Below are 23544 nucleotides of genomic sequence, written 5' to 3'. Positions count from 1 at the left end.
TGAAATAAGTGTACATTAATTTCCAACAGGAAATTAATCCTTTCCAAAAAGATAGGTCGCAACGTTTACAGGGACGATTGTGGCCGGCAATGCCGGCCTTGCAAGGCTCAATCTTCCATCACGCGCTGAATGCGCGGAAAGTCGCTGCCATCGCACTGAATCGGGCTAAAGGCGACTTTATCATGCTCGGTGAGCGCTATCGCGCGCGGCGCATAGGCCGTCGCATACTTGCGCAGGCGCATGGGGCCGTACTTGAGGTCGACAAACCGGCCTTCCGCCAGTTGTTGCGGCGTCAATGCCGCGAGGCAGGCCGGCAGTTTCGCGGGCTTTTCGCCCACCGCATACACTTTGCTGACGTAGCCATGGCGGCCTTGTTCAGGTTTACGGGTGGCGCAGCCGGCAGTGACCAGTACGGCGGCGACGGCAAGCATGCATGGCAGTTTGTTCATCTCATTCTCCTTAATCGACAGACCATAGGGCGTGCGCATCCAGCTGGACACGCGCGCTGGATGCCAGCGCGGTAATCTGGGCAGTTTGCGCGGCCAGCGCCGCATCGAGCGCCTGCCTGCGGCCCAGCAAGGCATCGGCCAGGCTGGACTCGCCGGACTGGTAGGCCCGTTCCATCAGCTGCGCCTGCCGTGCACTCTGCTCGGCCACCGCGCGCAAGCTGGTCCAGATCTGATAGCTGTGCCGCTCTTCGGATACGGCCCGTTGCGCATCCAGCTGCACCTTGTTGCGCACCTGCGTGACACGTTCGTCGGCCATGCGCGCGCGCACGGTGGCGGCGGCCGCTTCGGACGAACGCAGCTGTCCCGGCAGCGGGATCGACAGCATCAGTCCCAGCGTGCGTTCCTGGCCGTCGCGCTCGCGCGTGGCGCGCACCGCGATGGTGGGATCTGGCATGCGCTCGCTGGCGGCGCGGCGCGCTTTCAGCCCGTACAACTGGGCTTCGGTCTGCGCCAGCTCCAGTTCGTGATTGTCTTGCGTGATGCGGGCAACCCGTTCCGGCATGGCGTCCTGCGCGCGCTGCGGCTCGGGCAGGCGATCCGGCTGAGGAACCGGCAACTGCTGGTAGGTCGTCGACAACAAGGTCACGGCCTGCGCCACATCCTGCCGCGCTTGCTCGACCAGCGCCTCGGAGCGGCGCAGTTCGGTATCGGCCTGCATCACTTCCAGCGCCGGGCTGTCGCCGGCCTTGACCCGCCGTTCGGCCACGGATTTCAGCTGCTGCACCAGCGCATGCTGTTCGGTCAGGCGTTGCAGCGTGGCCTGCGCGCGCAGGGCTGCATACCAGTCCTGCATCAGGGTACGGCAGCTTTCATGCCAGACATCGGCGCGCTGCGCCTCCGCCAGCGTGATGCCTTTCTCGCCGATGGCGCGGTCCTGATCGGCCTTGCCGAACCAGCGCACGCCACGCTCCAGTCCAAACTCCTGTTCGCGGTAGCGCTGTTCGCCCGCCACGCGGCGCTGCGACGCGCCGGCGCGCACCAGCCACTCGTGCGGCCCGGCGTTCAGCTTGCTCTGCTCGGCCGACGCCAGTTCGTTATTCATGGCGCCGATGCGCAACTGCGGCAAGGCTTCCAGCGCACGGCGCACCATCGGCTCCGGCGGAAGCGCGTACAGCAGATCGCCCGCCAGCGGCAAGCCGGCGCCGCGCGCGCCGATGCAGGCAGCGGCAATGGCGGCGGCCAGCGCCAGCTTCGACAGCACGCCTGTCATGCCAGCCTCCCGCTGGCCAGCAGAGGGCTCAGCCAGTACGCCACGTCCGGCGCCGGCATGTCATCAGCCAACGCTTGCACCAGCTGTTGCAGATCGGCCTGCACGCCGGGGATCAGCACCAGCTTGCGGGCGCTGCGGCCCTGCACCAGTTCCATCGCCGATTGCAGCGGCGCGCCCTGCCCCATGCCTTGCGCGGCCAGAATCGAAAAGCCGCTGGCCCACTTCGGATGCAACAACAAAAAGTCCATAATGTCTTCTTCAAGGCTGACGGGAATCACCAGCGTCAACAGGGTATCGTTGGGTAAGGTTTTCATGCGGTTTCCAGTTTTGCGCTGCCGGGCGCGCCGAAACGGCGGAACAGCAGCGGCAGCAAGATCAGGGTCAACAGGGTGGCGCTCAGCAGACCGCCGATCACCACGATGGCCAGCGGCTTCTGGATCTCCGAGCCGGGGCCGGTCGCCAGCAGCAGCGGCACCAGGCCCAGGCCGGTGATACTGGCGGTCATCATCACCGGGCGCAGGCGGCGCAAGGCGCCCTGCACCACCACCTCGGCCAGCGGCACGCCGCGCGCCACCATCTGGTTAAAACAGGTAATCATCACCAGCCCGTTCAGCACGGCGATGCCCATCAGCGCGATAAAGCCCACCGAGGCCGGCACGGACAGGTATTCGCCGGTCACCGCCAGCGCCACCACGCCGCCGATCAACGCAAATGGAATGTTGACGAACACCAGCACCGCCTGCCGCACGCTGCCCAGTGTGCTGAACAGCAGCAGGAAGATCACCGCCAGCGCGGCCGGCACCACCACCGCCAGGCGCGCCGCAGCCCGCTGCTGGTTCTCGAACTGGCCGCCCCACGACAGGCGATAGCCGGCAGGCAGCTTGACCTGTTGCGCCACCGCCGCCTTGGCCTCGTCGACAAAGCCGACCAGGTCACGCCCGCGCACATTGGCGCGCACCACCGCCAGGCGGCTGCTGTTCTCGCGTTCAACCTTGACCGGGCCGTCCACCGCGCGCAGCGTGGCGATCTGGCTTAGCGGCACCGCCGCGCCGTCGGCCAGCGGCAGCCGCAATTGCCGGAACAGTTCCGGCGACATGCGCATCTCGTCGCCACCGCGCAGCAGCAGCGGCAGGCGCTGCACGCCATCGATGACGATGCCGGTGGTACGGCCTTCAATCATGGTGCGCAGGTCGTTCTGCACCTGCTCGGCACTCAGCCCCAGGCGGCCGGCGGCCACGCGGTCAATATCGACCTGCATATACTGCACGCCTTCGTTCTTGACCGTCAGCACGTCCTCGCTGCCGTGGATGGTCTGCACCACGCCGACAATCTGTTCGGCCAGCTCACCCAGCTTCTGCGTATCCGTGCCGAAGATCTTGATGGCCAGGTCACCGCGCACGCCGGACAGCATTTCGGAGGTACGCATTTCGATCGGTTGCGTGAAGCTGAAGTTAATCCCAGGGAAGCCGGCGGTGGCCTTGCGCAAGGCATCAATCAGCACTTCTTTATCCGGGTTGCGCCATTCAGCGCGCGGTTTCAGCACCAGGAAGGAATCGGTTTCGTTCGGCCCCATCGGATCAAGGCCCAGTTCATCGGTGCCCAGGCGGGCCACAATGCGCGTCACCTCCGGCACTTCGGCCAGAATGCGGCGCTGTATCGCCAGATCCTGCGCAGTCGACTCCTGCAGGCTGACCGACGGCAGCTTCTCGGCCTGCATGATCAAGTCGCCCTCTTCCAGCACCGGCATGAAGGACTTGCCAACCACCATGAACAGGCCCACCGCCACCACCAGCGCCGCCGCAGCCATGCCGACCACAATGCGTTCATTGCCCAGCGCACGGGTCAGCACCCTCTGGTAGACCGCCTCCATCCACACCACCATGCGCGGCGCCGGACCGTGATGCGCCTTCAGCAGGAAGGACGCCAGCACCGGAATCACCGTCAACGACAGCAGCAGCGAGGCGCCCAGCGCAAAGATAATCGTCATGGCCACCGGCGCGAACATCTTGCCTTCCAGCCCCTGCAAGGTCAGCAGCGGAATGAACACCACCATGATGACCACCATGCCGGCCGTGACCGGCACCGCCACGTCACGCACCGCGCGGTAAATCACATGCAGCCACGACATGCCGGATTGCGCCTTGCTGCTATGGGCTTCGATATTCTCGACCACCACCACGGCGGCATCCACCAGCATGCCGATGGCAATCGCCAGCCCACCCAGCGACATCAGATTGGCGCTCAGGCCAAACTGGCGCATCAGCAGGAAGGTGCCCAGCGCCGACAGTGGCAGAATGCACGCCACCACCACGGCCGCCCGCACATTGCCCAGGAACACGTACAACAGCACCACCACCAGCACGGTCGCCTCCAGCAGGGCCTTGCTGACCGTGTTGACGGCGCGCTCAACCAGACTGCCGCGGTCATAGAAGGTGCTGATGGTGGTGCCCGCCGGCAGCGATTTGCCAATCTCGTCCAGGCGCTCGCGCACCTGGTCCACCACATTCAGCGCGTTGGCGCCGCGCATCGCCAGCACCAGGCCTTGCACCGCCTCGCCCTTGCCGCTCTGCGTCACGGTGCCGTAGCGCGTCAGCGCGCCGGTGCGGAGCCGCGCCACCTGGCCCACCGTCACCGCGACGCCGTCGCGGCTGGTGATGGCGATGGCGGCCACGTCCGCCAGCGTGCGCACGCTGGCGTCGCTGCGGATCAGGAACGATTCTTCACCGCTGACCAGACGGCCGGCGCCGTCGCTGCGATTGTTGGCTTGCAGCGCTTTTTCCAGCTGTTCCAGCGACACCTTGCGCGCCGCCAGCGCGGCCAGGTCGGGGATCACTTCGAAGCTGCGCACTTCGCCGCCCAGCGAGTTCACATCAGCCACGCCGGCGATGTTGCGCAGCTGCGGGCGGATGGTCCACTCCAGCAGCGTGCGCTTTTCCATCAGCGACAGCGGGCCTTCAATGGTGAACATGAACACATCGCCCAGCGGCGTGGTGACTGGCGCCAGGCCGCCGCTGGCGGAAGACGGCAAGTCCTTCAGCACCGCCGCCAGGCGTTCGGTGGCTTGCTGGCGGGCCCAGTACATATCCGTGCCTTCCTGGAAGTTCAGTGTGATGTCGGCAATCGCATATTTGGACTGCGAACGCAGCACCGACTGCTGCGGTATGCCCAGCAGCTCCTGCTCAATCGGCGCCACGATGCGCGTTTCCACCTCTTCCGGGGTCATGCCGGGCGCCTTCATGATGATCTTGACCTGCGTGCTGGAGACGTCGGGGAAGGCGTCTATCGACAGTTCGCCAACCGCCTTGGCGCCGGCCAGCACCATCATCACGGTCAACACCAGCACCAGCAGACGCTGCGCCAGCGACAGGGCAATCAGACGGCCCAGCATTATGGCTGTCCTTTCGCTTCAACGGCCGGCTCGCCAAGGCCGCTCCAAGCGCCCTTGATGGCCACCAGGCCACGCATTGCCACCGGCGCGCCGGCGCGCAGCGCGCCGCGCACCCAGACCTGGTCGCCGGCGGCGGCGCCCGGCTGCACCGGCACCGCCTGGAAACCCTTGGCGTTGCGGACGAACACGTAGCTGGCGGCGCCACGGCGCACCAGCGAAGCGGCCGGCACCGCCATCGCACCGGCTTGCGCACGCGGCCGCGCCAGTCGGGCTTCCACAAATGCATTGAGCTTCAGGCAGCCATTGCGCTCGACCTGCTCGGCGCGCACCAGCGCGGTCTGATTGACGCCGTTCACCAACGGCGAAATGGCGCTGACTTTCAGCTGGCAGCCTTCCGCCACCAGCAGCTTGTCGCCCACCGACACCGACGCCAGTTGCTGGCGCGATGCTTGCAACTCCACCCATAGCGGACCGTCGCGCACGATCCGGGCCACGCTGCTGCCCGGTTCAGCCTGCTGGCCCACCGACAGCGGCAATTCCACCACCGTGCCGGCCGCTTGCGCGCGCACCGTCAGCAAGGGACTCAGTTGACGCTCGTCCGGCAGCCTGACTATCGCTGCCTGGGGCATGCCGCCGGCCCGCAACGCTTGACCGCGCTGGTCAGCCGCCAGCCGCGCCAGATGGGCGGCGGAGCGGCTTTCCTCCAGCCGCACGCGGGCAATGATGCCGTCGGCGTAAAGGCTTTCATCGCGGGCCAGCTTGTCAGCTGCCAGGCGCGCCTGCGCGGACAGTTCCACATACTCGCGCTGCAATTCCATCCATGGCTGACTGAACAGCGTGACCAGCGGCGCGCCGGCTTTCACCGCCTGCAAGGTCGCGACATGGACTTCCTGTACCATTCCGCCCCAGACGGCGCCGCTGACGACTGTCGCCGTGGTCGGCGGCACCACCGTGCCGGACAACACGATGGCGTCGCCGCCGGTCGCGCCATGCTCCGGCAGTGTAGCCAGCGCCGGCGTGGTAACGATGCCGGCGCGCGTGATCTGCTCCGGCGTGATGAGCACCTGCTCCACTGCGGCGGCGGGCGCCGCAGCGGCGGCAGACAATAAGAGAAATGCATTCAACATGTCGGGACGGGTTCCATAGTGGGACGAAATGCCGGCGATGTTGCTAAGAAGTTCTTAAGAGGTTCTTAACAAGTTGTTCGTACGATCCAGACATCTTTTTTCAGGCTTGCCCCCATGCGTATTTTGCTCACCGAAGACGATCCCCAACTTGGCCGCGCCACCCAGATCGGGCTGGAGCAGAACGGCTACGCGGTCGATTGGGTCACGTCGGCCGAACATGCGCGGACAGCGGCGCGGCTGCACGACTACGGCTGCGTGCTGCTGGATCTCGGCCTGCCCGACCAGGATGGCATGCAGGTGCTGGCCGGCCTGCGCGACACCGGTTACCAGGGCGCCGTGCTGGTGGTGACGGCGCGCGACCATATCAGGCAACGCATCGCCGGCCTCGATGCCGGCGCTGACGACTTCATCATCAAACCGTTTGACCTCGACGAACTGGCGGCCCGCATCCGCAGCGCCAGCCGGCGCGCCGCCGGCCGCCTGCGCGAACAGCTGGTGCATGGCAACCTGGTGCTGGACATCGCCGACCGCCACGTGACCCAGGCCGGCCAGACGGTCACGCTGACCATGAAGGAATTCCTCATCCTGCAAATGCTGGTCGAACAGGCCGGCCGCGTGCTGAGCCGAGAACAGCTGGAAAAGAATCTGTATAGCTGGGGCGACGAAGTGGAAAGCAATGCCGTGCAGGTGCACATCCATCACTTGCGCCGCAAGCTGGGGCGGGAGCTGATCCGCACCGTGCACGCGGTCGGCTACTGCATCGATAAGCCGGCGGCCCCATGACCGGCAATGTGTTCGGCAAGCGCTGGTCGCTGAAGCGCACTTTGCTGGCGTCGCTGCTCGGCCTGACATTGACGCTGTGGGCCAGCAGCGCCGCCATCGTCTACGTCGACGCGCAGCAGGAAAGCGACGAACTGTTCGACCAGTCGCTGGTGGAGACGGCGCACCTGCTGCTGTCGCTGGTGGAAAACGAAGTCCGCGAGCACGGGCTGGCACAGCCGATCAGCCTGCCGATGAAGGGGCACGCCAATCCACACCGCTACCTGCTGTTCCAGGTGCGCGACATCAACCAGCGCGTGCTGTACAAGAATGACGGCGCGCCTGGCGACGTGTTCTCGCCCGAGGCGCCAGACGGCTTGTCGTGGACGCGGATCGGCGGCAAGCGCTGGCGCCTGTTCACGCTGTGGGACGAGCGCCACGAACTGGCGCTGGTGGTGGCCGAGCCAACCAGCCACCGGGAAGACATCAGCAGCCGCTTCTTCTACAAGATCATCATCTTTGGCACGTTGCTGGCAGTGCTGGCGACGGTGGCGATCTGGTGGAGCATCAGCCGCGTGGTGCGCGCGCTGCAGGCATCGGCCGACGAGGTCACGGCGCGCACGCCCAACGATCTGGCCGAGGTCAGCCTGAGCGGCGTGCCCAGCGAGGTACATCCACTGCTGCAGGCGATTAACCGCCTGTTCGGCCGCGTCAGGCAAACCATGGAGCACGAGCAGCGCTTTACCGCAGACGCGGCGCACGAGCTGCGGACACCGTTGGCGGCCATCAAGACGAATCTGCAAGTGCTGAAGCGGGCGCGCAGCGCGGAAGAGCGCGACGAATTCATTGCCGGCCTGAGCGCCAGCGTCGATCGCGCCACCCATCTGGTCGGCCAGTTGCTGACGCTGGAAAAGATGGACCCGCAATCGGGGGTAACCACCACACCGGACGCGGGCGACCTGGCCGATTTGCTGCGCGAACAAAGCAGCCATTGGCGGGAGCAATGCCCACAACTTGATGTGCAGCTGGGCATCGCGCCCGCGCCGTGCGCATTGCATGTCGACAGCATGCGCATCCTGCTCCGCAATCTTGTTGAGAACGCGATGCGCTACACGCCGTCGCCGGGCACGATCATCATCAGCTGCGGACAGCGTGACGGTCGCAGCTTTCTATGCGTGGCAGATTCAGGCCCCGGCGTACCCCAGGAAATGCAGGACCGTGTGTTCGAGCGCTTCTTCCGCCTGGGCGGCGCATCCCAGCCTGGCAGCGGACTGGGGCTATCGATCGTGGCCCGTATTGCTGACCGTCATCGCGCGCAAATCCGCTTAAGTCCCGGCATCGCCGGTAGAGGACTCTCCGTCACCGTGACCTTGCCATAACCCCGCGAGCACGAGCCGATCCATGCTTCGCGCCCTAACACAATAGCAACTCCCTGAGATCGAGTTGAGCCCGAGATTGTTGCAGTGACAAACCGCGTACTTTACACACAAGCAAGATGCTATCCTCACCATCTTGGTCCGTCTTCGGCCAGAAGCAATGGGATGGACTCCTCCTCACCTATCGGCGTCTAGGCGCCTAAACTGGGAGTTACCACACAACCAGTTAAGAGAAGGAGTCCACGATGAAGATTATCCGCGTCGGCGTCGATCTGGCCAAGAGTGTCTTTCAGGTGCATGGGGTGGATCGTTGCGAAAAAGTTGTTTGGCGTAAGAAGCTGGGCCGTGCAGAGTGGTTATCGGCGCTGCTGGAGAAGATAGAGCCAGGCTGCGAGATTGGCATGGAAGCCTGTGGCGGTGCGCACCACTGGGCGCGGCAATTACAGAAACGCGGCTTCACCGTGAAACTGATTGCGCCCCAGTTCGTGAAGCCGTACGTGAAGAGTAATAAGAACGACGCCAACGACGCGGAGGCGATCTGCGAGGCGATGAGCCGGCCGAGTATGCGCTATGTCGCCGTCAAGTCAGTCGAGCAGCAGGACCTGCAGGCGATCCACCGGATCAGGGCGGAGCTGGTGAGTCAGCGTTCCGCCAAGGGCAACCAGATCCGTGGGCTGTGCAGCGAATATGGCTTGGTGGCTCCCAGGGAAATGATCCAACTGCGCGCCGCCATTCCGCTGTGGCTAGAGGACCTGGAAAATGGATTGACGCAACGTTTCCGGCGTATGCTTCGCGGCTTGTGGCTCGATCTGTTGAACCTGGAACTGCGAGTTAAAGAACTGGATCAGGAAATAGAAATCGCGGCGGCCACGGATCCTGTCGCCACCAGGTTGCAGCAACTGCGCGGCGTTGGCCCGATCATCGCGACCGCGCTTGTGGCCAACGTCGGTGACGCCAAGCAGTTCAGCAGTGGCAGGCAGATGGCGGCATCGTTGGGGCTGACGCCCAGGCAAAATAGCTCGGGCGGGAAGGAGCGATTGCTGGGGATCACAAAGCGAGGAGATGCACAGCTACGCACGTTGTTGATTCACGGTGCCCGGTCCGTGTTGCGCACGGCGGCCAGCAAGAATGACCGGATGAGTCGCTGGGTAACGCACATCGCCCAGACTAGGCATCACAACATCGCGGCGGTTGCACTGGCCAACAAGATGGCGCGTATTGCCTGGGCGATGATGACCAAAGGGACCGATTATCAGCCTGGGCTGGTGGCGGTCTAAATAGTAGCGTAATCAGTACGTAAAAAAGAGTATCCAACCACGATTGCGAAACATGCCGATGATGGCCAACAGGTCGAACCGGCGCTGGCAGAACCCGAGAATGTCTGCGGCCTTCGAGCCCGAAGAAGCGATAGGGAGCCAGCGCGCGAATAGCCCATTATGGTCATTGCCCGAAAGCGGGCAATGTAGTTAGAGACCGAATATACGTGAGCAGTCGTACCTGAAAGTCAAAGACGGAATGTTTGCAAACGAGGAGGAGTCCATATACGGGCTGTCCGGTCGCGTGCGCCCACAAAATTCGCCAAAAAATTCGGGGGAGAAGTGAAAATAAGTTTCTTTAAGAAAAAAACAATCTACATCGCTCCTGCACCGTGGCTTTTTTTTGTTAAGGCATCCCTGAGCGTGAAGATCACGGCAGCCCTTATTCCTTTTCGTGGTGAACTTTCTGTACCCATGATGGGGTTAAGACCGCTTGACGGGTCCTATGACCTCGACACCATTCATTGATAAATTTTTAGCAGCTCAAACGAGGAGTTTATGAAAGCAGTTCGCTTCACCGTACTGGTAGTCCTTGTCCAATTGCTTCTGGCCGCTTGCGCAGCACAACCGCCTGTTGACTACAAGAGCTCAGCGGCCCCTGCTGACAAGCCGGAGCTCGACAGCGCAGCCCTGATTTCCGATTTGCGCACCTTGTCTTCGCCGGCGTTCGCTGGCAGATTAGTCGGCAGCGACGGCAGCCGCCTCGCGCAGGAATACATCAAGCGCCGCTTCGACGAGATCGGCCTGGCTCCCCTCGGCGCCAGCCACCTGACGCCGTTCACCTTCACCCGCCCTGCCAGGAATGGAAAGGCAGAGAAGACGTATCCATATGCGGCCAACCTGATCGGTCAAATACGCGGCAGCGTCAGTCCCGAGCGCTACATGGTGGTGTCGGCGCATTACGACCATCTGGGTGTCCGAGACGGTAAGGTTTATCTGGGCGCCGACGATAACGCATCGGGTGTGGCGGCGATGCTGGCGGTTGCCGCGCATTTCAAGAAGTATCCTCCGCACAATACGATCATCTTCGCTGCTTTCGACGCCGAAGAGGGGGGCGCCGATGGCGCGAACTATTTCATCAATTCGGCGCCAATTCCGATCGAGCAAGTGGCGGTAAACCTGAACTTCGATATGGTCAGCCGCAACGACAACAATGAGATTTTCGCCGCTGGCACCAGCTATACGCCTGCCCTCAAGATATTAGTGGCAAAGGCGGCGGCGACCAGCAGTGTCAAGGTCCGGCTGGGGCACGACAGCAAGCCAACCGGCGCGGCGCCCGATTATGACTGGACGACCCAGTCGGACCACGTCAAGTTCCACGAGCGGGGCATTCCCTTCCTGTATTTTGGTGTGGAAGACCATGTCGATTATCACAAGCCAGGCGATTCTTTTGAAAAAATCAATCTGGTGTTTTATGCCGAGGTCACGCGCCTGCTCGTATCCACGGCCGAGATCCTCGACCGTAATCTGGACACACTCAAATAGCGAGGGCAAGCGGGGCCACAGGAGACCCCATCAATAGGGTGCGCCATGGACTGTGAGCGGCCAGGACTGGCCAGAGGCAGTAAAATGAGCAATGGAACGTCGGCTTAGGGGCGAAAACAGACCCAGGCAGTTCTTACCGACCTCAACCGCAAAAAGGGCAGCCACATGGCTGCCCTTCTACATTTTGGAGCGGGGGAAGAGTCTCGGCCTCTCGAACTCTACCTTGGCGAGGTTACGCTCTACCAACTGAGCCACTCCCGCATGGAGCTTTGGAGGCGATGATAGAGTCGAACCGACCTAGACGGCTTTGCAGCCGCTGCAAAACCGCCCAAAGACCGCTCGCTAAGTCAATAATGCCTTGATCTAAATCGTGAACGCCGTTGATAACTCAAGCGACGCCCATAAATAAGTCCACTATTTCACTTTAAAATCATGGACTTATAGCGAACCCCTCACTCCCACTCGATTATTAATGGGGCCGGTAAGCTGTTGAATTCATGCACAATAATTCATGGCCGCCAGCGCAGTACCATCAAAAATACCATCAAAAAAAAGGCTAGGTGGAAGCGATGTCGAGATGTTCTGCGCATTGAACGTTGTCTCAGATTATAGCTCCAGCGCTATTTTCGGCGCCACCACGGAAGGTACGCCGTTGCCCTTTCCACTTACCACAGTAGTCTTTCACGCAGGCCTTGAATCGCACGAAGCGGGTTTGTCTGCTGCTGAAAGACAACCGGCGATGGCGCCTCCACGAAGGCCGCATTTGTTGGGGAGATAGGAGTCTGCTATGCCAGCCTCATTAAATTGCGCCCGCATTTGAATAAACTCGCCTACCACCTTGGCAATCTGGGAGGTGATTCGCCAGTACTGGAATCAAGAAAGCATGAGCGCCAAGGAAGCCGCGCGCCGGCTGGCGCAAGCGACGCGCGCGCCAACCTCACATTAAACTTCGTCGAGGATAGCGACGGCCCGGTTCCAGCGGGCAAAAGCGCGGCGGATTTTGTGGGGAAGCAGCTGATGGTGACGCCGGTCGGCGGCGGCGCTTCGAGATTATGCCTCTTTTCAAGGTGACTGTACTCTGGGTAGCGCTGGACGGCGTATCGAGTTCGGGGGCGGCGCGCCTGATCGAGTGTCTGGCGCCCAGCAGCGCCGTTGTCGGCTACGCGATGATGAGCGGGCAAAAAACTACCTCGGGAGACCTGATCATACCATTAAGAATGCCATGAAAAAACATCGCTTAAACGTGCTCATCGTTGTCAGACAGCGCTAGGGGAAATAACAATCAAGCCCGTGAAATCACGGCTTGGGTGTATTTCACTGCCTGTTAGTGCAAGTAATTGTTAAACATCAGATCATTCCCACCAGCACATACTTGATGTGAAAGCGGTTCGCCAGCCAGTCGCCGCCGACCACGCCGATGACCGCGCCAAAGTTCAGCACCTTCACGAAGGTCAACGCCGAGTCCAGGCTGTAACCGACGCCTGCCATCAGCTTCGCTAGCCAGGAACTCAGCGCATTCACCACGTCGCCAGCGCTACGTTGAACGGCAAGCCGCTGGCGCAGACATACCTGCGCCACGAGCAGATTACCGCCGGCGGTGATCTGTCGCCATGGCGAAAGAGCCGAACCAGGAAAGGGGCAAGGGCTCTAACTCCCGTGCTTATACCGATACCGCCTACTAGGCCGACAGGCGCAGCACGCGCTCGTCCGTCAGACGGAAGGCGCCGACTAGGCCGGTCATTTGGCAGGCCTCATGCTCCAACGCTGCTGCGGCCGCGGCCGTTTGCTGCACCATGGCGGCATTGGCCTGGGTCATCTGGTCCAATTGCATGACTACTTGATTGACCTGTTCGACACCGTGGCACTGCTCGGCGGCAGAAAGGCTGATCTGTTCGATGACATCAACCACCTGATCGACGCTGGCGACCACCTCCTTCATCTTTGCGCCGGCCTGTTCCACCAATCTGCTACCGGCCGCGACATTCGTCAGCGACGTGTCGATCAGCGTCTTGATCTCCCTGGCCGCTGCGGCGCTGCGCTGGGCCAGTGTGCGCACCTCGCTGGCAACGACGGCAAACCCCTTGCCCTGCTCACCGGCTCGCGCCGCCTCGACCGCCGCGTTCAGCGCCAGAATATTGGTCTGGAAAGCGATGGCGTCGATCGTCGTCAGGATCTGCGCGATGTGTTGCGCACTGGTGTCGATCGCGCCCATGGTATCGACCACGCCGGCCACCACTGCTGCACCGTCGCGCGCCACCTGCGATGTCGACATCGACAGCACATTGGCTTTTTGCGCGGCCACAGCCGTTCCCTTGATGGCAACCGTCAGTTCCTCCATTGATGCGGCAGTCTGCTCCAGGCTGCCGGCCTGCTCCTCGGTACGTTCGCTAAGGTGGGCGTTGGCACTGGCGATCTGCGTTGCACCCGACGCGACCGACAGCGCGGCCTGCCGTACCTGGCCAACTACCGTGGCCAGCGCCCGCTGCATTACCGCCAGCGAATCGAGCACGCTGCCGGTGGAGGCGTGCTCAATGGCGATATTGCGCAAGTCGCCGTCCGCGACCTGGCGCGCCGCCGCGCCCAACTGCGCCGGTTCGCTGCCCAGCGAGCGCTGCAGCGTGCGCGCTATCCAAACGCCGGCCAGAGCCGCCGAACCGAATGCCGCCAGGCAGACCGCCACCAGCAGATTGCGCTGGTGGGCGAACGCTACCGTTCCGGCCCGCTCGCGGCTGGCGGCGCGGGTCTCGGCATGTTCTGCATAGTCTGCGGTGGCCTGGCCCAGCTGCGCCAGCAACGGCTGACATTCGCGGCGCAGCTTGGTGATGGCTTCGCCATGCTGACCGGCCAGCGCAAGCTTGACGATTGACATGGCGACCTGGCCGTAGCGGCTCTCCAACGCCTGGATGCGGGCGATCATGGTCGTGGCGGTTTCAGTGATTTCGCTCGACTGCTGAGCGCTTTGCTCCAGTTGTCGCAGGAAGAACTGCACCGCGTCATGCGACTGAGCGACCCGCTCGGCCGCATCGCGGATCTCTGCCGCGTCGTCGAGCAATACCATGTCGCGGGCGCTGATGGCGCGGCGATCGACCGCTTCCCGCAGCTTGGTCATCAGTACCGCGCGGGCGTGGCTTTCGGCCAAGAAGCTGTGGAAGCGCGCATTGGCATCCAGCAGCGATGTTATCGCGATGGCGGCCACCAGCAGCACCATGCATGCTAGCAGGGTAAAGGCCAACGCCAGCTTGCCTTTGACGGTATGAATTTTCATCGCTGAGTGCTTTCTTCAAAATAAGTTGGAATGAATGTCGACGGCGCACGCGTCGCTGAACACCACGCGGTTCTTGCCGGCCTGCTTGGCCTGGTACAGTGCCTCATCGGCCCTGCGCATGGTGTCGGACAGGGAGTCGGAGCGCAGCAGGCAGCCGCCAATGCTGATGCTCATGCGTCGCTCGGCCACCGTGGCGCCGCTCACCGCCCGCAGCAAGGACTGGCCCACCTGGGACGCTTGCGCCAGACCGCCGCGCACCACCACGGCAAACTCCTCGCCGCCGAGCCGGCAATGCGGCAGGCCGATCGCGGTATCGGCAATGATGGCGGCAATTTTCTGCAGCACGGCGTCGCCGACGTCGTGGCCTGCCTGATCGTTGATCTTTTTAAAGTCATCGACATCGATCATCAGCAGGTAGCCGTTTAACTGCTGGTTTTTCAACCCAAGGTTGACCGCCTCCATGAACCAGCGCCGGTTGGGGATGCCGGTGAGATGGTCCTTGTAAGCCATCTGCACCAATCGCAATGTGCACAAATGGTTGAAGACGCGCAGGCGGAACAGGAAAATACTCAGCATTAGACCGATCACGACCGCCGACGCCATGTATAGCGTCGACCACCAGCCATCCGGCCCGGACAGATCAAGGTCCAGCAACAGCCAGGCCAGCACCATCATGAAGCCATACATCAACGGGCCGCTGACAATCACGGCAACCGATGTCGCAATCAATCCGCTGAGCGGCAGCGCCCAGTAGTCGCTGCGATCGTACGCCGCGAGTATCAAGCGGAATCCGACGCACACTGAGGCGATGGTCAGGCAGCCGCCGACGTTCAGTGCGCGCAGGTTCCGGCTGGCGTAGCTGATCAGCAAGCCGGCGAGGATACCGATCAGGCAGGCCGGATAGAAACGCAGCGGTGTACCCGGCACAAGGTCGGGCGCCGTAGCTTCGGCGGCGATCAGGCCGACCAGCGCGATGCATTGCAACGACAGACTGGGTGTTTTCAGTTCCCGCAACGCGTGCTGGTACGGCGGTTGGGCGCTGATATCAAGTTCAAGGATGCCGGATAGCTCGTGAATTCTGCGCGCGATGATCATGCGTGGCGCCTTTCTTTGGTGCACTCATGAACTGAGTATTGTAAAAAATATCGTTGGTATTTCCATTTGGAAATCGTGGGGGCAGCTTACGCGGGCATTCCGGTGCGAACTACTACACCATGGTTCTATTGATCTATGTTCATGCGGCCGGTACTATCGCCGCACCTCGTTGACAGGAATTACCAATGCTCATGCTGCGTTTTTGCGGCGCTGCCTTACTGGCCGCGTTGCTGATGTTATTGATGTGCGATCAAGCGAGAGCGGGCAATGTGGACCACGACGTGGCGCGGGAAGAGCAACTCGGGTTGGTGCTGCGCTATGAGTTGTTGCCGGACCCTTCCGGATCGCAGGGACTGACCGAAGTACGCAACACTGGCGGCTGGAGCTATGTGAGCGGCCGTTCGCCGCATTTCGGCTTCACCAAGTCCGCTTGGTGGCTGCGACTAGGACTCAGCAATTCCGGTGCGCAGTCCAAAGAGGTGGTGCTGGACATGCGCACGGCGCTGCAGGACTATGTCGACTGGCATGTGGTCGATGCCAGCGGCCGGGTGAGGCAGACTGTCCTCAGCGGCGACCGGCGCGCCTTCGACTTCCGGTATCAGCGCCATTACACGCTGTCGCTGCCGTTGACACTGCAGGCCGGTGAGCGGCTTACGCTGTATATACGGCTGGCCTCCCACGACGGCGTGCTGGAATCCACCGCGCTGACCTTGATGATGGCCGATCAGTTTTTTGTCCAGCAGTCGCAGCGCAAACTATGGATGGGCATGTATTTAGGCGCGCTGCTGGCGTTTTGGGTGTGTGCGTTCTTCCTGTATTGCCTCACCACGGAAAAGATCTACTTGTGGTTCTCGCTGTTCCTGTTGCTATTCACTGCCACCAGCGTGGTGTACCACGGTGTCAGCGCGGAGCTGATGCTGAGATCGTACACAGCCGTGAACAACGCGCTGGTCCTGATTTTCTTCGCCCTCGCTGCAGCGGTTTTTTATCTTTTTGCGCGGCGCTTCCTGCGCTTGTCGGGCAGCGCGCCTGGTGTGCTTCTGAAAATTTACGATGTTCTCATCTGCGCGGTGCTGGCGTCGGTACCGCTGGTGCTGTTGATCGGCTATTCGCTGGCCTACATGGTCAGCTCGACGCTGATTTTGATGAATACCATGCTGTTGGTGGTCATCGGAATCAAGTTGTGCATTCGTCGCAATGTGGACGCGATGTTTTTCTTTATCGCTTTTTTGCCGATGGGCTTAGCGCTGACGTTCAAGCTGCTCAGCCTATACAAGGCGTGTGTTTGCCAGATGCTGCTGGAACGGAATTACTATCTGGCCGAGACCAGCATGTTCACCGTGGTTGCGCTGGGTTTTTCGATCGCGCATTCAGTGCAGAGCTGGCGCACCGCCATGCGGGAGAATGAGTTGAAAGTGCTGCACCTTGGCCGCATTACGTTGGCCGGAGAGATGACAGGCACGCTCACGCACGAACTGGCCCAGCCGCTTAACTCCATCCTGAACAATAGCCAGGCGGCGGAAAGGATGATCAAAGACCGGCGCTTCGATCCTGCCAGGCACCTGGAGATCATGCTGGACATTACCCATCAGGCAAAAGTGGCGACCAGCATCATCACTCACGTGCGGCGCCTGCTGCTGCCGGGCGAGCGCACGGTCGAACGGGTGGCTGTGTGTGAGAAATTCCAGACCGTGCACAAGCTTTTGAGGCACGACTTGAAGCGACGCCAGATCCGCCTGCGGCAGGAATGCGAGGCCGGGCTGCAGGTGCGCGGCGACCCAGTGCAGCTGCAGCAGGTGATCGTCAACCTGGTGATGAACGCCACCGATGCGGTCAAGGACTTGCCGGAGGAGCGGCGCAACATTACCTTGGCCGCCAGGAGCGTGGGAGGCAGTCACGCGCTGTTATCGGTGAGCGACACCGGCTGCGGCTTCCCCACCGATTGCCAGGATGAGATCTTCTCGGCGTTCTTCACTACAAAGGAAGGCGGCATGGGACTGGGGCTGAACATCTGCAGAAAGATCGTGGCGGCCCATGGCGGCGAGATCACCGCCAAGTCCAACCAGGCGTGCGGCGCGACCGTGGAATTTACCTTGCCTCTTGACCATTATGTTTAAACCCCATTGTATTTTCCTGGTCGATGACGATGAGTTCATCCTGCGCTCGATCGAACGGCTGTTTTACGGCTCGCGCCACGAGGTACAGGCATTTGCGTCGCCAAGAGCGTTTCTTGCCTGCGCCGACCTGAACCGGTCTGGCTGCGTGGTGCTAGACCTGTCCATGCCGGAAATGCCGGGCTCCGAGCTGCAACAGCATCTGCTGCAGGCAGGCTCGCTGCTGCCGGTCATTTTCCTCACCGGAAACGGTGATGTTGCCAACAGCGTCGCCGCAATGAAGCTGGGCGCGTCGGATTTCCTCACCAAGCCGGTAGACGCAGACGTGCTGTTGGCGGCTGTCGAGCAGGCGTTGACGCTGAATTTCAAGCGTCGGAAGGATCGCGCGGTGGTCGCCGACATCGAATCGCGCCTGGCGTTGCTGACCAAACGCGAAACGGAAGTGATGGAGCTGGTGGTACAGGGCCGTCTGAACAAGCAGATCGCCGCCGCGCTGGGGACGGTGGAGCACACCATCAAGTTGCACCGGGCCAGCGTGATGCGCAAGATGCGAGCCGAATCGATTTCCGACCTGGTCACCGTCGTCAATACCCTGCGCATGCTGCGCCCGCGCTGACGTCCCGCGGGCGCTAGAGCGGCATCGTGTATTGATACGCGAGCCTCAGACGCCATTCAGGGCCGGCGCGGGCTTCGCTGTGCAGCTTGAGCCGCGCCGTGATATACACAGAAGCACTTAGCGTTTCCCAGTGTAATTTGCTTGAGCAGGACCGCCCGTTCCACCGGCAGCAGTCCCGATGTGCTGATCTGCCTCTGAACACGTCACTTAAAACAGACCAGAATGAACCTGACCGCACCGGTATATCGTGCGCAGTGCCGAATTCGGCGCGAACGAGCACTTGCCCAGCTCGTACAACCATGCTACGACCTGATCGTAAAGCATACGATAATGCAACAGGGTGACCCGAACCCGCGTGATCCAATAGCCGCCCGCCCGTTCCCAGCCCACCATCCCGGCTTGGTACTCATCAACCGAAAACAACTATTACAAAAGGTCCCCCCTCTCGGAAAGGACAATACTCGACATGGAAAACGCCGAGAGCTCCCACGGCGATTCGCGATCAGTGCCCGCCATGTCGCGTGGGACCTCCAGGAAGTCGATCAATGGATCGAGCGCCGGCGTCAAACTGCAGGTCAGCTTCAAGCGCCGCGGACGGATTTGCGTACCAAATAGTCAGGTCAAGCCGTCACACCTACCCACTCATCGATCATATCAGCCTACTTCTGCAGCATGTCACAGCGCTGCACCGCATACTCCGCCTTGCTGTAGACAGATCTGACGCCCCGCTGCTTATGCGCCAGGCACTTTTCTATCCAGTCACTGTTAAAGCCCGCGTCGTGCAAGAGTGTCGATTTGGTACGCCGCAGATCTTGGTCGGTGAACGGCGCTAACTGGCGATCATGCGTCCATGCCTGCTCCTCCACCGCATACACAATCCTATTGAGCGTAAGGTGCGAGATAGGTTGATCGGGATCGTAGCGGGAAGGGAAAATAAGATCTAACCCGCCTGCGCAGATCTTCAAGGCCAACAGTATTTCTAACGCCTGGCTCGACAAATACACATGATGGGGATTTCGGCGTTTCATCCGCTCAGTGTTCGTTTGCGCGCAGAGTCGACCCGGTATGATTGACCCGCCTTTGCACCGCAAACATGGACAGGATGCTTTACGCCTCAAATCGTATGGGTCATCTGGCACCACAAAACTATACCTAAGGTTGGGTCATAATCTCTCGCAAATCAACACGCAGAGGATACAAAGTCTTCCAACCGTTCAAATCAGTTCGTATCCATCATTAATCATTGAAGCCCCCGCAAAATGGTGGTAAGCGCCGCAAAGCGGCCACTTATGCTTCTCGCAGCGCCACTAGTCTCGCTCAGCGTGGTCAGCGATTCCTAGCCGCGCAATGATCAAGGACGAGAAGCTCCTGACTCCGACTCGGATGCTTTCTTCATCTACTTGAAAATCCGGAGCATGGTTCATTGCAATGAGACCTTTCTCGGCATTTGATCCGCCGAGGAAAAAGTATACACCCGGAATTTTCTGCTGAAAGTAGGCGAAGTCATCATTGAAGAATGGTGCCTGTCCAAAAGCTGGCTTGACCGTGCCAACTCGGTTGCTTCGCTCCAGTGTGCGGAGGGCAAAGCGAGTCAGTGAGGCGTCGTTGAACACAGTGAGATTCTTTTGCACGTAGGACACGGAGATCAGTTTGCGTTTGTGGCCGCTGGCATCAATCACGCGCTCGATGCTAGAAATGATTCCCTCCAGCTTCGATGCGTTTGTTTCATATAGATAGAACTCCAGAACTAGCTCGTCGTTTTCTGTGCGAGTATCAAAGGTGGCATCCATGATCAGGTAGTCCTGAAACGCAGTATTCGGGGACGTCACTCCGATCACAGGATCGGCAATATTCTGAATCTCCCAAGGCTTTGCGCCAGCCCTGCTCCGAAACAGCTCACTGTTCACATTCTTCGTCAACTGCACTATATCCGCCTTCGACAATGCGTTTTTCAGGCGGATGCTGACTCGCCGCTGATATGCGAACATTTCATTCGGCTTGACCACAATCTGCCCAACAGGCAATGCCGTCACGTGCACGCCGTAGATCTCATCCGGGATGAGTGATGAGAAAACGCCCCGATCGATCAGGCCCTTGGCGCCCTTGAAGGTCTCCTCTTCCGACTGAAACACGAAGACAACCGTTCCATGCAAGAACTGCCGCTGCTTCGCAAGAACCTCGGCTATTCCTAGGGCGATTGCAATGTGGATATCGTGCCCGCAGGCATGATGAACACCGGGATTCTGCGACCTAAAGAGTGCGGGATCACGGAACTCGCCAGGAAGCGCATCAAGGTCGGCTCGCCATGCAACCGTCTTTCCCGGATGCCCGCCTCGCAGTATTCCGATAACACTGTGGCCGAACTGACCAGTCTGAACTTCAAGACCCATTTCTCGCAGGTGCGCGCTGATTGTCGCTGAAGTTCGAGATTCCTCGCCCGCCAGTTCAGGGTGCTGGTGGATATCTCGCCTCACGGCGACTAGCTTTTCGAAAAGGCCATCAGTCTGCAAATCAACCGCATCCGGGCTAGTGCGCTGGCTTTGGTTATATTGGCATCCGACGAGTAGCAGTCCGCAGACACTTGAGAAAATTATTAAAAGTCGCTTCATGGTTCTCGGTTTCATGATGGTGGGGTGAAATTGCGTCGATGACCTCGAACGTCATTCCTGAAATGTTGCCCCGACGTTCTCCATGTAATGTGGGGCGGGCTATTCAAATCGAGTATGTCACATCGTCAATTCACGTCGCGACCCAATTGCGATGAACTGCAGCTCGATCAGATGAACTGCAGTTTGCTGCGATGAAACCCAGGAAGATGCTGTTACTGGAATGATTCCGATCGGATGATTTGCTCACGGATAGTTGCATCAGTTGCCTACCCACCGTCAGTTCGCCGTACTGTTCATTCGAGACACCGACGTTGGAGCGGCGATTGAACAGGCTGCTGTTGTTGTTGCTCTGGCCGTCATTGGTGCCGAAACCGATCTCCAGATGAGCGACGCCGTTCCAGCCGTCGGTCAGCGGCGTCTTCAGGGTCAGGCCCCACCACAAGGTGCCCCATTGATTGGACGCCACCTGCACCCGGCTGCCCTGCAAGCCGGAGTTCATGATGTTGTTTGTATAGTCGATGCCGGCCACCACGCGGGCGTACGGGGTAATCCATCTGCAATAAACTGGCATTCGAACCTAACTGCGAATTTGACGGATGCGCGCGCGGGCGTATCGGAGTGGCCAGCAGGAAACCCGAGGCTGCGCGATCGCGCAAGCAGCGGCGCACGCTCAAACAGATCCATGAGGAATTAAAGGAATTGGGATTCGGGGAATTTTGCGACAGGGTCGCGCCGTCCGCGTGGAGCTGGGGAGAGGTCAATTCGACAGGGGCAATCCGGCCAGTAAACGAACAGTAAGCAGAAATATTCCCTTTGCGCTGCAGCTGACCAGGGTTCTTGACAACCAGATCGAATCGATCAAGACAGGCAGGGACGGCGCTGAGATATTGACGATGTACGCCGTGCACGAAGTTCGTTTTACCCTTCCCTTAAAGGAGCTGCCCGACACGCTTGCGTGAATTAGGACGCTTGATGAATTGTTTCGCTGTCATACCTGCGTCATCATCCGCGACTACACTAGCAAGCATGTCTCCCAATTGAATTTTTCTGCCTCGCTTGAGGCAGTTTTTTTTAGTCGAAGCTGCGCCGCAGGACACCGTGGCTAAGACGCGCTTTTATGGAATAACTGCCGCAGCGTTCGCGCGGCACGCTGGAGTGAGAAATGGCCAGAATAGAAATCCCTTACTATCTCACGCCCAAGCTGGGCATCGAGATGAATTCCGGCTACCAGCTGGTCAGCGTGGAACTGCGCGATGGCCGCTTGATTACCAACCTCGTGGTAAAGCAAGACCGTTACATCACCGGGCGCCGGGATGACCCCGACGGTGAAGGTCCCCTGCTATTTTCCAGCATCGATATCTGCGACATCCAGCCACATGCGTTCGTCTTTGCGCGCGCCATGATGACGTAATCGTGACCGAATATTGCCGCATGGGGCACGAGGAACACTTGGGATGCTGCGACTAACCCGGCAGTAATTTTGTGCACAGCGGGGTCAACCTGGGCCTGCATGCTCCACGCCGTCTTGATGCGCCGTGGCGGCGCCAGCTACCATACTGCCTAGCCAGTTGTTCGACTGCTGCCTTCGCGGCAGATGCAAAATTCGCCGATAGCGCCACTGAAGGGGAAAGCGGTTTGCCCATGCGACCGGCCCATTTCCTGGTGGCGGCAAGCATGTGCGGAGTCAGACATTTTCCAGACGCGAACCCCCGCAGGCCGAGTGCTGAAAAGACCGGCAAGTCGTTTTTATGCTGGCAAGCCGGGCAGGCGAAAACCCAACGCTCGCCGAGCTTGAGCGGAAAGATGAAAAGGCGGTTGACACGATGACCTCAGCGTTTGCAGATGCATCTGTACATAGGTAATCCTCGGCACGAGGGACGCGTGAGACCCGCTGCCATTCAGGGAGCGGAGAGAACAGCCTAGCGCTGGTTTATGACGGGCGTTTGACATCCGGGAGATTGGTCGGCGCCTCGGCTAGCTTGCCGGCGCAAGCCGGAAGACGACCAGGAAGTAGCATTGGAGCAGTACGGTGAAGGCAGACGGAATGGCAGTTTGGCAGTTTGACTTGTATCTCGCAGCAGGAATTGAAAAACTACCGGATATCTTGGATGATGGCTGGCAGCCACCGATCTTGGCGGAAGACAGCGTGCAGCATGCGCGGCGGCTGCTGGAGCACTATCTGGGGCGACACTGGCGGCTGGCGGAGCGCTGGCAGGTCTTCGGCCCCGAAAATGGCAACCGCATCGACCTGATTTCAGAGACCCCATCGACGACGTCGGTCGTCGCACGGTTTGACCTGCGCGACAGCAGCATTCAATTCCAAGGGCTAGTGTGCACGCTGGCGAAGACGCTGACGTGCGAACTGTTTTCACCCGACCTGAATGCGATTATTCAACCAGACCGCAACGCTTTGCGAATGGCGCTAGCCGACATTTGCGCAGCCTCGCATTAGAAATTTCTGCAGCATACCCGGCGTCAAACAGGCGTTTGACAGTCGCTTGGGATGGCGGGGCCTGGCCAGTATGGCGGCATCAGCTGCCAGCCCGTGACGGTGACGACACACCAAGCCGTGAGTTCTACGTAATGTCGCCCTACCTTTTGCTGCCATCGTTTCTTCCAGTCCCGGTACCGCTGCGGCGAATGCATGCTACCCCGAACGTCAGGAACTCGACGAT

General features: G+C 60.6%; 18 protein-coding genes, 1 tRNA gene and 3 pseudogenes. 9 read left to right on the top strand and 13 right to left on the bottom strand.

Translation table 11 applies throughout. The features are described from left to right. Positions 1–107: 107 nt before the first annotated feature. From GTP69_RS00405 to GTP69_RS00385, 5 genes are read right to left on the bottom strand one after another with little or no spacing between them, the layout of a single operon-like run. Positions 108–449 carry a hypothetical protein gene (locus GTP69_RS00405; RefSeq protein ID WP_161053021.1) on the bottom strand — a complete coding sequence of 114 codons (342 nt, stop codon included), beginning with the start codon at positions 447–449 and terminating at the stop codon, positions 108–110. 10 nt (positions 450–459) lie between these two features. Next, complete coding sequence (locus tag GTP69_RS00400) at positions 460–1719, bottom strand: TolC family protein (protein WP_161053020.1); 1260 nt, start codon at positions 1717–1719, stop codon at positions 460–462. Continuing rightward, positions 1716–2033 (bottom strand): DUF3240 family protein, encoded by a 318-nt coding sequence (locus GTP69_RS00395; protein WP_161053019.1) that lies wholly within the window; start codon positions 2031–2033, stop codon positions 1716–1718. Before GTP69_RS00395 ends, GTP69_RS00400 begins: the two co-directional genes overlap by 4 nt. Next, positions 2030–5107, bottom strand: coding sequence for an efflux RND transporter permease subunit (locus GTP69_RS00390; protein ID WP_161053018.1), 3078 nt, complete (start codon positions 5105–5107; stop codon positions 2030–2032). The genes GTP69_RS00395 and GTP69_RS00390 overlap by 4 nt, the downstream gene beginning before the upstream one ends. Beyond that, the gene (locus GTP69_RS00385) at positions 5107–6234 is read right to left on the bottom strand and encodes an efflux RND transporter periplasmic adaptor subunit (protein ID WP_229260739.1); all 1128 of its coding nucleotides are present in this window, start codon (positions 6232–6234) and stop codon (positions 5107–5109) included. The genes GTP69_RS00390 and GTP69_RS00385 overlap by 1 nt, the downstream gene beginning before the upstream one ends. A 114-nt stretch (positions 6235–6348) precedes the next feature. Between GTP69_RS00385 and GTP69_RS00380 the strand changes: the two genes are divergently transcribed. The 4 genes from GTP69_RS00380 to GTP69_RS00365 all read left to right on the top strand — a co-directional run bounded on the left by GTP69_RS00380 (position 6349) and on the right by GTP69_RS00365 (position 11170). Continuing rightward, complete coding sequence (locus GTP69_RS00380) at positions 6349–7017, top strand: response regulator (protein ID WP_161053017.1); 669 nt, start codon at positions 6349–6351, stop codon at positions 7015–7017. Beyond that, entirely contained in the window at positions 7014–8372 is a 1359-nt protein-coding gene (locus GTP69_RS00375; protein WP_161053016.1) for an ATP-binding protein, read from the top strand. The genes GTP69_RS00380 and GTP69_RS00375 overlap by 4 nt, the downstream gene beginning before the upstream one ends. 242 nt (positions 8373–8614) lie before the next feature. Then, entirely contained in the window at positions 8615–9646 is a 1032-nt protein-coding gene (locus GTP69_RS00370) for an IS110 family RNA-guided transposase (RefSeq protein WP_161053015.1), read from the top strand. Positions 9647–10183: 537 nt separating this feature from the next. Further along, complete coding sequence (locus tag GTP69_RS00365; RefSeq protein WP_161053014.1) at positions 10184–11170, top strand: M20/M25/M40 family metallo-hydrolase; 987 nt, start codon at positions 10184–10186, stop codon at positions 11168–11170. Positions 11171–11355: 185 nt separating this feature from the next. On the opposite strand, the gene GTP69_RS00360 is transcribed toward GTP69_RS00365, so the two are convergent. From GTP69_RS00360 to GTP69_RS00340, 5 genes and pseudogenes are all read right to left on the bottom strand, one after another. Continuing rightward, positions 11356–11431, bottom strand: a tRNA-Gly gene (locus GTP69_RS00360). A 681-nt stretch (positions 11432–12112) separates the two neighbouring features. Then, a pseudogene (locus GTP69_RS31195) lies at positions 12113–12246 on the bottom strand (cyclase family protein); the annotation flags it as partial. A 277-nt stretch (positions 12247–12523) separates the two neighbouring features. Next, positions 12524–12694: pseudogene (locus tag GTP69_RS00350) on the bottom strand (MFS transporter); the annotation flags it as partial. A 154-nt stretch (positions 12695–12848) separates the two neighbouring features. Then, entirely contained in the window at positions 12849–14435 is a 1587-nt protein-coding gene (locus GTP69_RS00345; RefSeq protein WP_161053012.1) for a methyl-accepting chemotaxis protein, read from the bottom strand. Between the two features lie 15 nt (positions 14436–14450). Further along, positions 14451–15530: a GGDEF domain-containing protein gene (locus GTP69_RS00340; protein WP_161053011.1), complete on the bottom strand. Its 1080-nt coding sequence runs from the start codon at positions 15528–15530 to the stop codon at positions 14451–14453. A gap of 185 nt (positions 15531–15715) precedes the next feature. Here GTP69_RS00340 and GTP69_RS00335 point away from each other — a divergent pair, with 185 nt between their 5' ends. The 3 genes from GTP69_RS00335 (at position 15716) to GTP69_RS00325 (ending at position 18875) form a co-directional block, all read left to right on the top strand. Beyond that, positions 15716–17647, top strand: coding sequence for a sensor histidine kinase (locus GTP69_RS00335; RefSeq protein WP_161053010.1), 1932 nt, complete (start codon positions 15716–15718; stop codon positions 17645–17647). Then, positions 17640–18260: a response regulator transcription factor gene (locus tag GTP69_RS00330; protein ID WP_161053450.1), complete on the top strand. Its 621-nt coding sequence runs from the start codon at positions 17640–17642 to the stop codon at positions 18258–18260. The genes GTP69_RS00335 and GTP69_RS00330 overlap by 8 nt, the downstream gene beginning before the upstream one ends. Positions 18261–18482: 222 nt before the next feature. Beyond that, positions 18483–18875 carry a helix-turn-helix transcriptional regulator gene (locus GTP69_RS00325; RefSeq protein WP_308494401.1) on the top strand — a complete coding sequence of 131 codons (393 nt, stop codon included), beginning with the start codon at positions 18483–18485 and terminating at the stop codon, positions 18873–18875. A 44-nt stretch (positions 18876–18919) separates the two neighbouring features. Here GTP69_RS00325 and GTP69_RS00320 read toward each other — a convergent pair. From GTP69_RS00320 to GTP69_RS00310, 3 genes and pseudogenes are all read right to left on the bottom strand, one after another. Next, positions 18920–19294 (bottom strand): annotated as a pseudogene (locus GTP69_RS00320) (tyrosine-type recombinase/integrase); the annotation flags it as partial. 273 nt (positions 19295–19567) lie between these two features. Continuing rightward, complete coding sequence (locus GTP69_RS00315) at positions 19568–20869, bottom strand: M20 metallopeptidase family protein (RefSeq protein WP_202424242.1); 1302 nt, start codon at positions 20867–20869, stop codon at positions 19568–19570. A 130-nt stretch (positions 20870–20999) separates the two neighbouring features. Further along, entirely contained in the window at positions 21000–21398 is a 399-nt protein-coding gene (locus tag GTP69_RS00310; RefSeq protein WP_161053007.1) for a porin, read from the bottom strand. Positions 21399–22031: 633 nt separating this feature from the next. Between GTP69_RS00310 and GTP69_RS00305 the strand changes: the two genes are divergently transcribed. Both GTP69_RS00305 and GTP69_RS00300 read left to right on the top strand, forming a co-directional pair. Then, the gene (locus GTP69_RS00305; RefSeq protein ID WP_161053006.1) at positions 22032–22280 is read left to right on the top strand and encodes a hypothetical protein; all 249 of its coding nucleotides are present in this window, start codon (positions 22032–22034) and stop codon (positions 22278–22280) included. A gap of 618 nt (positions 22281–22898) precedes the next feature. Next, positions 22899–23321: a hypothetical protein gene (locus GTP69_RS00300; protein ID WP_161053005.1), complete on the top strand. Its 423-nt coding sequence runs from the start codon at positions 22899–22901 to the stop codon at positions 23319–23321. The last annotated feature ends 223 nt before the right edge of the window (positions 23322–23544 follow it).

Origin of the sequence: Duganella levis, assembly GCF_009857605.1 — a bacterium.
Lineage (GTDB): Bacteria > Pseudomonadota > Gammaproteobacteria > Burkholderiales > Burkholderiaceae_D > Rugamonas > Rugamonas levis.
The sequence above is the reverse complement of the archived record's forward strand: the minus strand, read 5'-3'. Positions and strand labels throughout refer to the sequence as shown.